This window comes from Sinomicrobium weinanense, assembly GCF_018863395.1.
Lineage (GTDB): Bacteria > Bacteroidota > Bacteroidia > Flavobacteriales > Flavobacteriaceae > Sinomicrobium > Sinomicrobium weinanense.
Genome location: NZ_JAHKRR010000012.1, coordinates 110,676 through 124,963 on the forward strand (window position 1 = coordinate 110,676; position 14,288 = coordinate 124,963).

14 protein-coding genes are annotated in these 14,288 nt (G+C 46.2%); 9 read left to right on the forward strand and 5 right to left on the reverse strand.

The genetic code is table 11. The features are described from left to right. Positions 1-196 precede the first annotated feature (196 nt). Together KN811_RS20410 and KN811_RS20415 are read left to right on the forward strand one after the other, a co-directional pair. Positions 197-1,075, forward strand: coding sequence for an AraC family transcriptional regulator (locus KN811_RS20410; protein ID WP_425596686.1), 879 nt, complete (start codon positions 197-199; stop codon positions 1,073-1,075). Positions 1,076-1,114: 39 nt separating this feature from the next. After that, positions 1,115-1,714, forward strand: coding sequence for an alpha-ketoglutarate-dependent dioxygenase AlkB family protein (locus tag KN811_RS20415; protein ID WP_187967637.1), 600 nt, complete (start codon positions 1,115-1,117; stop codon positions 1,712-1,714). A 265-nt stretch (positions 1,715-1,979) separates the two neighbouring features. Here the strand turns inward: KN811_RS20415 and KN811_RS20420 are convergent, their stop codons facing one another. Continuing rightward, complete coding sequence (locus KN811_RS20420; RefSeq protein WP_187967638.1) at positions 1,980-2,756, reverse strand: S1/P1 nuclease; 777 nt, start codon at positions 2,754-2,756, stop codon at positions 1,980-1,982. 214 nt (positions 2,757-2,970) lie between these two features. On the opposite strand from KN811_RS20420, the gene KN811_RS20425 reads away from it, so the two are divergent. The 4 genes from KN811_RS20425 (at position 2,971) to KN811_RS20440 (ending at position 6,441) form a co-directional block, all read left to right on the forward strand. After that, entirely contained in the window at positions 2,971-3,831 is an 861-nt protein-coding gene (locus KN811_RS20425) for an SPFH domain-containing protein (protein WP_187967639.1), read from the forward strand. A 171-nt stretch (positions 3,832-4,002) separates the two neighbouring features. Then, positions 4,003-5,358 (forward strand): serine hydrolase domain-containing protein, encoded by a 1,356-nt coding sequence (locus tag KN811_RS20430; RefSeq protein ID WP_216334987.1) that lies wholly within the window; start codon positions 4,003-4,005, stop codon positions 5,356-5,358. Positions 5,359-5,361: 3 nt separating this feature from the next. After that, positions 5,362-5,529, forward strand: a complete 168-nt coding sequence (locus KN811_RS20435) for a type II toxin-antitoxin system antitoxin (RefSeq protein ID WP_187966803.1) — start codon at positions 5,362-5,364, stop codon at positions 5,527-5,529. Between the two features lie 102 nt (positions 5,530-5,631). Next, entirely contained in the window at positions 5,632-6,441 is an 810-nt protein-coding gene (locus tag KN811_RS20440) for an HAD family hydrolase (RefSeq protein ID WP_187966804.1), read from the forward strand. Positions 6,442-6,475: 34 nt separating this feature from the next. Here the strand turns inward: KN811_RS20440 and KN811_RS20445 are convergent, their stop codons facing one another. Then, complete coding sequence (locus KN811_RS20445) at positions 6,476-7,297, reverse strand: siderophore-interacting protein (RefSeq protein ID WP_187966805.1); 822 nt, start codon at positions 7,295-7,297, stop codon at positions 6,476-6,478. A gap of 171 nt (positions 7,298-7,468) precedes the next feature. On the opposite strand from KN811_RS20445, the gene KN811_RS20450 reads away from it, so the two are divergent. After that, on the forward strand, positions 7,469-8,734 hold the full coding sequence (locus tag KN811_RS20450; RefSeq protein ID WP_187966806.1) for a DUF819 family protein: 1,266 nt from the start codon (positions 7,469-7,471) through the stop codon (positions 8,732-8,734). A 56-nt stretch (positions 8,735-8,790) separates the two neighbouring features. Continuing rightward, the gene (locus KN811_RS20455; RefSeq protein ID WP_247716574.1) at positions 8,791-9,528 is read left to right on the forward strand and encodes a DUF4369 domain-containing protein; all 738 of its coding nucleotides are present in this window, start codon (positions 8,791-8,793) and stop codon (positions 9,526-9,528) included. A 140-nt stretch (positions 9,529-9,668) separates the two neighbouring features. On the opposite strand, the gene KN811_RS20460 is transcribed toward KN811_RS20455, so the two are convergent. Together KN811_RS20460 and dnaN are read right to left on the reverse strand one after the other, a co-directional pair. Next, the gene (locus tag KN811_RS20460; RefSeq protein ID WP_187966807.1) at positions 9,669-10,670 is read right to left on the reverse strand and encodes a TIGR00341 family protein; all 1,002 of its coding nucleotides are present in this window, start codon (positions 10,668-10,670) and stop codon (positions 9,669-9,671) included. A gap of 462 nt (positions 10,671-11,132) precedes the next feature. After that, positions 11,133-12,251, reverse strand: a complete 1,119-nt coding sequence (dnaN, locus tag KN811_RS20465) for a DNA polymerase III subunit beta (RefSeq protein ID WP_187966808.1) — start codon at positions 12,249-12,251, stop codon at positions 11,133-11,135. A 394-nt stretch (positions 12,252-12,645) separates the two neighbouring features. Between dnaN and KN811_RS20470 the strand changes: the two genes are divergently transcribed. Next, positions 12,646-13,215: an NADPH-dependent FMN reductase gene (locus KN811_RS20470; protein ID WP_187966809.1), complete on the forward strand. Its 570-nt coding sequence runs from the start codon at positions 12,646-12,648 to the stop codon at positions 13,213-13,215. Positions 13,216-13,473: 258 nt separating this feature from the next. On the opposite strand, the gene lptB is transcribed toward KN811_RS20470, so the two are convergent. Continuing rightward, complete coding sequence (gene lptB, locus KN811_RS20475) at positions 13,474-14,223, reverse strand: LPS export ABC transporter ATP-binding protein (protein WP_187966810.1); 750 nt, start codon at positions 14,221-14,223, stop codon at positions 13,474-13,476. Positions 14,224-14,288 lie beyond the last annotated feature (65 nt).

Genomic DNA, 14,288 nt, shown 5'->3' on the forward strand with positions numbered 1-14,288 from the left:
TTGACAGTGTAAAATTACGCCGGCTCCAAAAGATGTACTACTGTTAAATTTTCCAATATATATTCTATTTTACCCAAAACTCAATGTTAAGAAAATGTTATGGTTAATATTTCATATATTATTATTAACTTCGCATATAAATTATCAATTTCGTTATTATTCTTCTAAAAATTTCATCAGGCTAAAAACTACATCTATGGAACTGAAAAATTTAAAACCGTCCTTTGAAGTTATCCATCCTTCTTTTGGCAATTCTTTTTCATACACCAGGTACAGCCAGAGGAAGAACAACAAGGCGAAAGTATGGCATTACCACCCGGAGATAGAGCTGGTTTATGTGAACGGTGGTGCAGGCAGAAGACAGATCGGGAGCCATATATCCTATTACACCGATGGCGACCTTATCCTTATCGGAAGTAACCTGCCCCATTGTGGTTTCACCGATAAACTTACGGGAAACAAGAGTGAGACCGTCATACAGATGAAACCCAATTTCCTGGGCAATGATTTTCTGAACATCCCGGAAATGAAAAACATACAGTCTGTTTTTGACCGGGCCAAGGGCGGCATTGCATTCTATGGTGAAACCAAAAAGAAAATCGGTAAAAAAATAGAGCAGATGTCCATGCAATCGCAATTCAACAGGCTGCTCACCATCCTCAGCGTGCTTCACGACCTCCAGGATTCCAGGGAATACAAGATCCTGAACGCGGAAAATTTTTCACTGGAAACGGAAATGCAGGACAACGAAAGGATAAACATCATCTTCAACTTTGTCAAGGACAATTACCGCAGGCAGATCCCCCTTGAGGAAGTGGCCGGTATGGTAAGCATGACCGTACCTTCGTTCTGCCGCTATTTTAAAAAAGTGAGCAACAAGACCTTTACGAAGTTCGTCAACGAATACCGCCTGGTACACGCTTCCAGGCTCCTGGCCGAAAAACCGATGAGTATTACCGAGATCTGTTTTGAGAGCGGGTTTAACAACTTTTCGCACTTCAATAAATCGTTTAAAGAGTTTACAGGGAAAAGCCCTTCGGAATACAGGCACGAATTACAGTCCGTATTCAACTGACGATATTATGACCCCGTGTGTAACCCAATAACTGTTACCTTGTATAAAAAAGACACATATCAAATTCCCCTGAAAGATGCCGATGTCATCTACTATCCCGGATTTTTTCCGGAAAAAGATGCCCTGAGGTATTACAAAGCCATCCTCGATACCGCCCGGTGGCAGCAAGACCGTATTACCCTTTTCGGAAAAACGCATCCGCAACCCCGGTTAACCGCACTGTATGCTGATAACAGCATCCCGTATTCCTATTCGGGCATTACTATGCATCCATACCCTTTTTTTCCGGAACTGCTGGAGATCAGGCAAAAGGTCGAAGCCCTGTGTAAAATCCATTTCACCTCCTGTCTCCTCAATCTCTATCGCAATGGAAAAGACAGCAATGGCTGGCATGCAGATGATGAGCCGGAACTGGGAAAAAACCCGGTGATCGCCTCGGTGAGCCTTGGTGCCGAACGCTATTTTCACCTGAAACACAAAAAGGAAAAACAACTCAAACACAAATTGTTGCTGGAAAGCGGAAGCCTGCTTATCATGAAAGGAGAAACCCAGCACCACTGGCTGCATCAGATACCAAAAACAATGAAGGAGACGGGACAGCGGATAAACCTGACCTTCCGTAACATTATTGCCCTTTAGTTATTGAGTTTACCCGGAGTATATCAACAACTCATTAATGCAACAGCTTCCAGGTTTTAACCTTTTAAAAAAACAGTGAAGCAAAGGCATAAAAAAAGCCGTCCGCTGACGGCGGACGCTTTAGTGTTTTTCATTCCCTGCAAAGAAAGCCAATCGCTGCCTTTAATATAGCGGGAATACTTATATTAATTTCCTCGCTTTTAGCCTTCATTTATATAATATCAAACCTCATGCCAAACTCCAAAACTCATCAATTAAGGAACTATCATCCGAAAATCTCGTTAAGCACTTTGGCCAGGCGCAGGCCTCCTTTTTGAAGTTGTGCCTTCACCGTACCGAAATGATCGTACATATAGCGGTATCCCAGCTTTTCACCTATTTCTGCAGAAGCATAAACCTCCCCGGCCAGCTTTCGGGACTCCCCTACCCAGTCCAGCAGATTGCCTTCCTGGAGTTTTTTCACTTCCTTCCGGGACATCCCGGGATAACTGCCGGCGATCTCCGTATAACTCATCCTGTAATGGTTTATCATTTTGGAATCCCAGACACTGTGCAGGTTGGTCCCGTCGTTAAACCAACGCACCTGGATATCGTTCCCGCCCTTGTCTTCTGCCCGGCCTACATGCAGGGGCTGGTGAAGGTCCCCGATAAAATGGATCAGCAGCTTAAGGTAGAAGGCCCGGTCTTCTTCAGGGGCATTCTTATCCTTTATTATTTCGATACATTTTTCTATCCCGGTCACCAGGTCTCCGTATTCGCTCACAGCTTCCTCTCCATATCGTTTTCCCGGTGGAATATTGACATAATGCCACGCACCGTACTTCCGGAAACGGTTGTCGGACTTGATATCATCGCCATGATTGGCTACCACGGCCAGGCTTTCCCCGTGTAATAGTTTGTCGATCTTTCTCCTGGCACGGCCACTGAGGTATTGCTCAGCGATCTCCCCGACGACCCTGTGGCCCGTAGGCCCCCAGACCACACTGTTGGCCCAGGTCATATTCCCTATAAATAATACAAGCAAAAAAACAGCTTTTTTCATCTTATTAATTTTTGATATATGTTACCAGAAAGCCACCAAAAGTACACATCTTTACTAAAGTAAAAGCCATCTAAAAGTTAAATTTGGATTTCCCCATCCGGCTTGGTCCAACCCAGGCGTATCGCAATGGGCAATACCTGAAAAGCAGTTGAAATTTCAGTTTATTTAAAATATTTTGATATATTTGTGATATCAATTTAATATCACTCAATATATGAAACATGAAAAAATCATTACTCCGGCAAACGGCTATGTAATACTGTTTGTATTCGCCGTTTTATTCCTGGGAGGAATAGCCGGCTTCCTGTTCACCGGGGTGGGCTGGTTTATAGTCAGTATACTGGCTTCACTCTTTATCCCACGAGGTTTTATTCTTGTAAACCCGAACTATTCCAGGGTGCTATTGCTCTTTGGAAAGTACATGGGTACGGTAAAAACGAATGGTTTCTTCTGGGTTAACCCTTTCTATTCCAAGAAAAAGATATCCCTGAAGGCGAGTAATTTCGATAGTGAGCGCCTTAAAGTAAACGACAAGATCGGGAACCCCGTGATGATCAGTACCATTCTGGTATGGCGTGTATTCGATACCTACAAGGCAGCTTTTGATGTAGACGACTACAAGGATTTTGTACGTGTACAGACGGACGCTGCGGTACGGAAACTGGCCAGTCTGTACCCTTACGACAACTTTGCGGACGAGGGCCATGAAGAAGACATCACCCTGCGTTCCAGCGTCAATGAGGTGAGCGAAGCCCTGGAAAAGGAAGTACAGGAACGCCTGGCCATGGCCGGTATCGAGGTCCTGGAAGCACGGATAGGCTACCTGGCCTATGCCCAGGAGATTGCCAATGCCATGCTGAAACGTCAGCAGGCCACGGCCATAGTTGCCGCCAGGCACAAAATCGTGGAAGGTGCCGTAAGCATGGTAGAAATGGCCCTGGATGAACTCAGCGAAAAACAGATCGTTACGCTTGATGAAGAACGAAAGGCCGCCATGGTCAGCAATCTCATGGTCGTACTGTGCTCTGATAAAGACGCTACCCCGGTGGTCAATGCCGGAACCCTTAATCACTAAATTAAAACATTTATATCCTGTGCCTATGCTGCGTTTACTATTTCTAATCCTGGCCCTGACACTTTACCGGTTCGTGATCATGCTGTAAAAAAGCTGCCGGAATTTCCAACAGTATAACAACATCCTTAACTTTGCGGCTACATACCTGATCACCAACAACAAGAATGTTACATGAAACGGAGAAAAAAAGTAAAATACCCGATCCTCTTAGCGGTACTGGTACTGGCACTGACGAGCCAGTTCTGTATCGCACAAATACCCCAATCTGTAAAGGATGAAATAAAAACGCGGACAGACAACGGGGTCTATCCTTCCACAGCTCTCGGGGTATGGGAAGAAGGCAAAGAGACCTATTTTATCTACGGGTACAGGAACATTGAACGGCAAGAAAAGGCCGACAGGAACACCCTTTATGAGATAGGCTCTATCACCAAGACCTATACCGGGCTGTTACTGGCCAGGTATACTGCTGAAGAAAAACTTGCCCTGGACTATCCGGCGGACACCCTGCTTCCGGATTCCATCAGGCTGAGGGACGGCATGGGCAATGCCATTCGGCTGGGCCAGCTTGCCACGCACACTTCGGGCCTTCCCCGCCTTCCGGACAACTTGCTCCCCTCTTCCCTGGACAATCCGTATCAGGACTACACAAGAAAAGACCTCTTTTACTTCCTGAAGCATTACAAACCTAAAAATATAGGCCAAAGATATTTGTATTCCAACCTGGGTGCAGGGCTCCTGGGAGAATTGCTGGCCATAAGCCAGGAAGCGGATTATGCCCAGCTGCTGCAAAAGGAAATTCTTGCCCCTTTACAATTAAAGCACACCTATATCGAGGTTCCGAAGCAGCAAAGTACAAAACTGGCCACCGGATATATGGGCCGCCAGAGTGTAAGCCACTGGGATTTCGATGCCCTTGCAGGGGCAGGAGCATTAAAAACAAATATTACCGAACTGCTGGCCTACGGAAAGTCGTATCTCGATCCGGAAAACCCCCTGAAAAAAGCTGCGGAGATCAGTATAAAACCCCATTATACCGATAAAAACAAGCGAAAATATGGCCTGGGATGGCATTTTCTGGAAGGCCTGGCCTGGCACAACGGAGGTACGGGAGGTTTTCGCTCCTTTATCGGCATAAACCCGGAAAAGAACCGTGTGGTAGCCATAATGGTCAATTCGGGCAGTAACCCGGCAGACGATATTGGCCTGTATCTTTCCGACCCGGACAAACACAAACTTCCCGTAACGCCTGAAATCGTGGATATAGCTCCGGAAGAACTTCAAAACTATGCCGGAAGCTATCAGAATAACAGCCTGGGCCTGCACCTGCGGCTTACTGCAAAAAATAACGCCCTGTATGCCAGTCTGCCAGGTCAGCAGGAACAACGTATATACTATTGCGGAGATCACAATTTCTTCTATAAAACAGCCCTGGCAAGGCTTATGTTTGAAGCGGACGAAAATGATACTATTGTAGGGCTGACCCTGTACCAGAACGGGCAGGAGGTTCTTCTCATAAAAGACTGAAACATGACCAGGAAAAAAGCATTCGCCTTACGCATCAATGAAGAGATGCTCAAAGCTATCGAAAAGTGGGCTGCCGATGAATTCCGCAGTACCAACGGCCAGATAGAATGGATGCTTATGCAGTCGTTAAAACAAGCCAAAAGAGACCCGAAAAAGAAGGATAACAAATAAATTCCTCTCCTGTTAAGCAGCCGATAAAAATCGTGTTCCGGAAGTTTGATATCCGGGATATATTCGCTTTCTTGCACTGCAAAAATTGCTATAATTCCGGTTATGACCTGTAAAATACTTTTCTCCGACATTGACGGTACCCTGCTGAATGCCGACAGGGACCTGTCTGTACTCACCGTAAACGAAATAAAAAGGATCAGGGAAGAAATCCCCGTGATACTGGTCTCCGCAAGAATGCCCAAACAGATGTATCACCTGCAGGAAAAACTGGATATCCGCCAGGATCCGCTGGTGTGCTACAACGGTGCCCTTGTCCTGGTAGATGAAAAACCGATACATTCCACCGAGATCCCTTTCGAAGCCGTGAAACGTATTGTGGATTATAACGAAAACAGTGCCGAAGGTAAATTTCACATCAGCCTGTTCAACACCAATTCCTGGTATGTGGAAGCCTATGACCGCTGGGCACAACGGGAAGAAAACAATACAAAAGTAAGCCCGGAAATAAAAGCGAACCGGGCAGTGCTCAAGGCATGGGAACCCGTGCAAAAGGGTGCCCATAAGATCACCTGCATGGGCGATGCGCATCTTATTGAAAAAGCATACCAGCACTTTAAGGAACATCTGGGCAACGACCTGCACCTGTATCGTTCCAAAGACACTTATATCGAAATAGCCAACAGGGAAGTGTCCAAACTAACGGGGATACAAAAGCTGCTCTCACACTACGGGCTCTCACTCGAAGAAGCCATGGCATTCGGCGACAATTACAACGATACAGAGATGATCGCCGCCGTAGGCCATGGGGTTGCCGTAGCCAACGCCCGCGACGAGGTAAAGGCCGTAGCCAATGCCATCACAGGCCACCACAAGGAGGATGGGGTTGCCAGATATATTCAGAAAACACTTTAGTAAGGCCTGAAAAAAATATCCTTTACGTTACCCCCTACACGCTTTGTTTTTCCTTTTGCCTGTCGGTTACGGACTGGTCTTCTGCCATCCCCGATTTCCAGTAAGAATAGGCATAGAGTTCCTGTGTTGTCCATCCCAAATCCTTTCGCAGGTATTTCCGGATCTCCTTTACACTGGAAAATTCCGCGGCCACATATCCGAATTTCGCTCCCTCCGCAGGTATTTGCACCGCTTTGACAGCATCGGCCAGGGTACTGCCCTCTTCAGGGGCAGAATTGTATATCCAATGGATGTCGAGTTGTGCATCGGTATGCAATTCTTGCTTGTCTTCCCTGCCGTGAACTTCGATGACAGCTGTTACCCTGGCTTTGGCGGGAAGGCCTTCCAGGATGGCTCCCAGTACCGGGATCGCCGTAGCATCTCCAGCAAGCAGGTACCAGTCCGCCTCGGGATAAAGAGCTTTTTTCCCGGCCTTCATCAATACCCCGAGTTTATCACCTTCTTTTGCATTCCCTGCCCATGCAGATGCGGGACTGGTATCACCGTGATACACAAAATCAGTGATCATCTCTTCTTTTTCCACGTCAATGCCCCGGTGGGTATAAGTCCGTATGATGGGGCGAAGATGTTCCAGTGGGTGTGCCCACTGCTGTTGTTCGTTATCGTATTCGGGAAAATGGATATCTTCAACCCCAACCGGAGGGATCAGTATCTTATTGTTTACCCCTACCGTCGTATCTGCAAATTGCATTACATGATCCCCTCCCAGGGTGACCCGGATATAATGCGGAGTGATATATTCTTTTTTCTTTACGCGGAGTACCGCCCGAAGTACCCCCTCATTTTTATCGGCCATATTTCATAGAATTTGGAAACAAAGTTATATCATTATTTAAAATTGTTCTAAATTAAAAAGTTAAAATAAATGTAACTGATTTCCCATATAAACAGAAGCATTTAAAAATTACAAATCCTGGGGCCGATTCTGTTCTATTTTTGTATTTTGCCGCCAAATAACGGATATTACATGGAAAAAACTGCAGTTTTTACCGACGATACCATTGTATTCGGCCTCTTAATGCTGGCTCTTGGTTTCGTTTTCTACACCTCTTCCAGGACAACGGGGTTCTGGAGTAAATTCTACAAGGTCATTCCCGCTCTTCTGATGTGCTATCTCATCCCCGCCATATACAACTCCACGGGACTTGTGAGTGACCAGGCCTCCAACCTGTACTTTGTGGCCAGCAGGTATTTACTTCCTGCATCACTGGTGTTGATGACGCTTAGTATAGACTTAAAATCCATCTTTAACCTGGGACCGAAAGCCCTAATCATGTTTTTTACGGGTACTATCGGGATCGTCATAGGCGGTCCGCTGGCCATTCTGCTCATCTCTCTGGTATCGCCCGAAACTGTTGGCGGAGCAGGCTTCGATGCTGTGTGGAGGGGACTGGCCACTTTGGCGGGCAGCTGGATAGGTGGCGGAGCCAACCAGGCTGCCATGCTGGAAATATTCAAATACAACCCGGAAAAATACGGCGGCATGGTCCTGGTAGATATTGTGGTAGCCAACCTGTGGATGGCAATAATCCTCCTGGGTATAGGTAAGAACAAACAGATAGACCGATGGCTGAAAGCCGACGCTTCTGCCATTGAAGAACTGAAACACAAGGTGTCTGCCTTTGCCGAAAAAATATCCCGGAACCCTTCGCTTACCGACCTGATGATCATCCTCTCTATTGCATTTACCGCAGTAGGAGTTGCACATTGGGGGGCTTCGGGTATCTCTGCATTTCTTACCTCAACCTTCGAAGCAGTACAGGATAAACAAAGTGCATTGTCTTCCTTTGGTTCCCAGTTCTTCTGGATGATCACCATTGCAACCGCCATAGGTATTTGCCTGTCCTTTACCCGGGTCAAAACTTACGAAGGTGCAGGCGCAGGTAAACTGGGGAGCATTTGCATTTACATTCTCGTTGCCACCATAGGCATGAAAATGGACCTCGCTGCCGTGTTCGACAATCCCGGGCTGCTTGCCATCGGACTGGTGTGGATGGCCATTCACGCAATACTGCTTTTCCTCGTGGCCAAATGGATACGCGCACCCTATTTCTTCCTGGCCGTTGGTAGCCAGGCCAATGTGGGCGGGGCTGCTTCGGCTCCCGTAGTGGCAGCTGCATTTCACCCTTCGCTTACCACGGTAGGCGTACTCCTTGCCGTGTTCGGTTATGCCGTGGGAACCTACGGGGCCATGCTTTGTGCGTGGTTAATGGAATTTGCCTCTACGGTATAGTTTATATGGACGAGAATAAAGATATTTGCAGCGCTAATCAATCACGCAAAAGAACTATGACATTCGCAAACAAGACCATGGCTCTCACAGCCGGCTTTTTATTGCTCTTTGCCTGCGGCCGAAAGGAGAACGTTATGCACCTTACCGGACAGGTAGAGGGATTAAAAAAAGGAAAAATATACCTGCAAAAGGTACAGGATTCCACTTTGGTATCGCTCGATTCCCTGATTGTCGACGGCAACAGTCATTTCGATTTTACCACGGAAATAGAAGAACCCGAAATATTTTACCTGTCGGTAACCCGCCACAACAGTGTAAACAAAGATACCAGCCTGCTCTTTTTCGGTGAAAAAGGAGAAATAACCATCAATACATCATGGAATTATTTTTCTGCGGAAGCAGAAGTAGAGGGCTCTGAAACCCATGAAAAACTGGAAGAATACCAGAAAGTAATCCGGCAATTCCGTGAAAAGAACCTGGAACTTGTCACAGAACAACTCAAAGCAGGCAAGGATTCACTCAAAAGGGACTCTCTGGCCAGACTGGCTAATAAAAACACTACACGAAGCTACCTGTACACCCTAAACTTTGCCCTGGGGAACGCAGATTCATATGTAGCTCCGTATATCGCCCTGGCCGAAGTTGCCAATGCCAGGATAAAGTACCTGGACACCATCAACAAATCCCTGTCTCCCGAGGTAGCGGCCTCCAAGTATGGCAAGGCCCTGAACGAATATATCGAAGAAATAAAGGCACGGGAAAAGCAGGAGGAAAAGAAAGGAAAAGAGGAATAGAAATATGACGGGGGGCGGATGACCGGGAGACTGGGAGACAAAGTGACTAGGAGACGAGGGGTATTGGTGATTTATCATGATTGATGAAGATTGAATGAGTTTCCCCGAATGGACAGCCCGAAGAGCTCCTCTTATTTTCGTTAATTTCCGGGCATTACCCTGGTACTGAATTCGAATTTTCTGAGCAGCAAAATGGTAATAATGATAAGTGCCAATGCCAGGGACCAGATTAAAAAAGCAGTGCGGGTTTTCTTCTTTGCATTTTCTTTTTCCCACCATCTTCCAGGCCTGATCCCGGCGAGATAAAAGGTGATGATCCCCGCTATATTAAGGCAGATAATATTCGTACAAAAAATAAGGAAGGAGTTAAAGGCATCGCTGTAATACTCCCCTCCCAGCAACAGGCCTGCCCGCATAAGGGGAGGTAACAGGGCAGCCGCTACCATAACACCGACCAGGGTCCCCCCCTGGCCGCTTAATGCGGATATAACCCCTGCAAAGCCACAGGCCAGGGCCAGGACAATATCATCATAAGCAATACCGGGGTCCATGGTTATCTCTCCCACATTTCCGGCAAGCATCCCCCAAAGTACGGAAATGACCAATGCAATAAGGGAAGAAACTATCCCTGTGACCATTGATTTTTTTATCACAGGCCAGTCCCCCAGTGTAGTGCCGAAAGCCATGGACATATTGGGGCCCAGAAACGGAGCTATAACCATAGCCCCTATAATGATCGCCACATTGTCCTTAAGTATGCCTATACCTGCAACGAACGAGGACAGGATAACCATAAGGATAAAATTCAGGGAAAGTTTTACGGGTTCGTCTATATCACTGTAAAGTTCTTCCTTGCTAAGGGCTACAAATTTTCCGATCCTCACTTTCGCCTCTTTCTCTTTTTCCGGTACATCCGGTTTGGGCAGGGTACCTTCCACCGCGTGAATGATCACCCGGCAATGTTGCCGGTTTTCAAGAGAGTTCAATAGTTCCTTGGCGTATTCGTCCTGTGTCAGCACCTTTATAGCATAGCCTTCTTCTACGGTTTCGGACACCCATTTCTCAATAACTTCCTCACTATCCAGGAGTTTATCTAACGCTTCCTTTGCCTCCCTGGCTATAACGATCTCTAAAAGTCTCAATGGTCGGTTTTCAGATTATATACGACCTATGCCGTAGTTTAAAGATAACGTGAATAATGGATAAGTCCCAGGGAGCACAAATATCTCAAAATTACAACCTCTGTTTGAGATTTTTAAAAAGCTCCTCCCTTAAGACAAAGGGAGGTGGTCCCGATTTCAATCGGGATCGGAGGGTTTGAAAGCCCAAGCCATTGGATAAATACAAAAGTTGGGAGTATGCCCAAGGTTTGGGCATGGTCAAACTCCCCGTCCCGCAAGCGGGACACCCCTCTTCGTCTCAAGAGGGGAGCCCTTTTTCTTATCCATTATTCACGTTAAAGATAATAAAATTCTGATATTGTCCCGTAAAATCCCATACCCCGGGAAATGACCGGCAGTAAAGGATCAAACTCAATAAAAAAAGCCGTCCCTGTTTCCGGAACGGCCTCTATATGATATAACGGTTTGTCTCAGGTCCGTAGCCTAGTTATTCAGCATCACCGGCATTACCAGCATGGTTATATACTCTCCTTCGTCCAGTCCGTCCACCGGGGTCAGGATACCGGCCCTGTTGGGCAGTGACATTTCCACAGATACTTCATCGGCAGTGAGATTGTTCAGCATTTCGATCAGGAACCTGGAGTTAAAACCGATCTGCATATCGTCTCCCTGATATTCGCAGGTAAGCCTTTCTTCGGCCTTGTTACTGTAATCGATGTCTTCGGCAGATATGTTGAGTTCGGCTCCGGCGATCTTCAGGCGTATCTGGTGTGTTGTTTTGTTAGAGAAAATACTTACCCTTCGGGCAGAATTGAGGAACTGTGTTCTGTCGATGGTCAGCTTGTTGGGGTTTTCCTTGGGGATCACCGCTTCGTAATTGGGGTATTTACCGTCAATGAGACGGCAAACCAGTTCTGCATTGTCAAAGGTAAACTTGGCGTTGCTCTCGTTGTATTCCACAGTGACCTCTGTTTCACTGCCTGCCAGGATCCCCTTGAGTAGGTTGAGCGGTTTTTTGGGCATGATAAACTCGGCCACTTCACTGGCGGAAAGGTCCGTACGCTGGTATTTTACGAGCTTATGTGCATCCGTGGCCACAAAGGTCAGGTTTTCGGGAGAGAACTGGAAGAACACTCCGCTCATCACCGGACGAAGGTCATCGTTCCCGGCAGCAAAAATAGTTTTGCTAATGGCAGTGGCCAGCACGTCACCCACTACGGAAGTAGAACTGGGGTCCGTTAACTCCACCGTCTTCGGAAATTCGGAAGCATCTGCATAGGCCAGGGCATATTTTCCGTGATTGGAACTGATCTCTATGGTATTGTTGTCTTCCATGACAAAAGTAAGCGGCTGCTCCGGAAAGGTCTTGAGGATATCCAGCAACAACCGGGCCGGCACCGCTATACTCCCTTCGGTGTCTGACTCCACGTCCAGTACCGCGCTCATGGTAGTCTCCAGGTCCGAAGCCGAGACCGTGAGCTTTTCTCCTTTCAATTCAAACAAAAAATTATCTAAGATGGGCAGGGTATTACTGCTGTTGATCACCCCTCCTAATACCTGTAGTTGTTTTAATAAATACGAACTGGATACAATAAACTTCATCTGTTAGTTTTTAAGGCTCCTTCCTTTGAGAATACACAAAAGGAGATTTCTTATGTTCAACTACAAATATATCTTAATTATGGGTTTTACAGAAAGATATTTATTAACAGGTTATGAATATTTTTTACCCGGGATTTCTTTTTTCCACACCTTTTTCCCGGGTCATTTTCTCCCGTGCCGCAGCACTGCCTTTCAAACGGCATTAAGAAGCAAAATATTCATAATCAAACAAGTATCAACAAACTACATTCCACCCCTCTTTTATTTTCTCTTATGTTCATTAATTACGCCAATTTCACAATAGACACATACTATCGATAAAGAATAAAATCATCAATACAATCTATTATTTTTACATCGTCAAACTTAAGTTCAATTATAAAAAACCAATATCATGAAAACTACTATCGTTTTAGGAAGTGTACGTAACGAAAGACAATCGCATCAGCTCGCCCGATACATTCAACAACAACTTGCCAACAAAGGAATAGGGACGGACCTGGTAGACCTCAGCGAGACTCCTCTTCCCATTTTTGGCCAGCAGGGGGCAGACACCACTCATGTAGCCTCCATCCGGAAACAGTTAGAGCAGGGAGATGCCCTTATTTTCGTTTCTCCCGAATATCAGGGCAGTTTTTCCGGCGCATTAAAAAATATGATCGATTATTACAAACCTGAATTTCAACAGAAGCCTATCGGTGTCGCCACAGCTTCTTCCGGAAAAATGGGAGGCATCAACGCTTCTTCACAATTGCAGCACGTTATCCTGAGCCTGGGCGCCTATCCCCTGCCCCGTAAGCTGCTCGTCCCGGAGATCCACCAGGCTTTCGACGACAATTTATCTCCCATAAATGACTCCATAACGGATCATACCCACAAGTTCCTCGAAGAATTCCTCTGGTATGCAGATGCCATCTATCGCAAAAAGAAAGCAGAAGAAACTGTTATGGTCACAGCCGGTTAAACGGAACTGATATGGAAGGGTAATGACGTCGGTGGCCGTAATCGGTGATGGGTATTCGGTGGTCGGTATGAAATTACTTGGGACTGGCTATGGTTGATGGGGGATTTATGGAGATTGGTGAAGGTTGATAGAGATAATTATACATTATTATAAATCACTACAAGCTACAATAAATTACCAGAAATCTTCCTCAACAACCACAGCATTTAACAGAATACTAATTACTGATACCGATCACTGACCACCGAATACCGATTTTTATTTCCCGTTGAAATCCAGCTTTTTCTTGCGCAGTTCAAAATTTTGCCCCAGGTATACTTTTCGCACCATTTCATCGGCGGCGAGTTCTTCAGGTTCTCCTGCTTTAAGGATACTGCCTTCGAACATCAGATAGGAACGCTCGGTAATGGCCAGAGTTTCCTGTACATTATGGTCGGTGATGAGAATACCGATGTTTTTGTCTTTCAGTTGGGCTACAATGCGCTGAATATCTTCTACCGCTACGGGGTCTACCCCGGCAAAAGGCTCGTCGAGAAGAATAAAATTAGGGTCGGTAGCCAGCGCCCTTGCAATTTCCGTACGGCGCCTTTCTCCTCCCGAAAGCAGGTCGCCCCGGCTTTTTCGTATATGACCCAAACCGAACTCCTCGATAAGGGCCTCCACTTTCATATGTTGTTCTTTTTTGGAGAGTTTGGTAAGCTGCAGTACGCTAAGGATATTTTCTTCGATGCTGAGTTTCCGGAACACAGAGGCTTCCTGCGCCAGGTAACCGATACCGTTCTGTGACCTTTTATACATGGGATACCGGGTGATATCCAGGTCGTCCAGGTAGATATTCCCGCCATTGGGCTTAATAAGACCTACGATCATGTAAAAAGAAGTGGTTTTTCCCGCTCCGTTGGGTCCGAGAAGCCCCACGATCTCTCCCCGGTTCACTTCCAGGGAGATCCCTTTTACCACTTTTCGCCCTTTATAGGACTTCATAATATTTTCAGCTCTCAACTTCATTCTAACTGGACTTAGGCTATAAAAATACAAAAAAACATGCCGATAGTTGGTATACGGTATTTCGG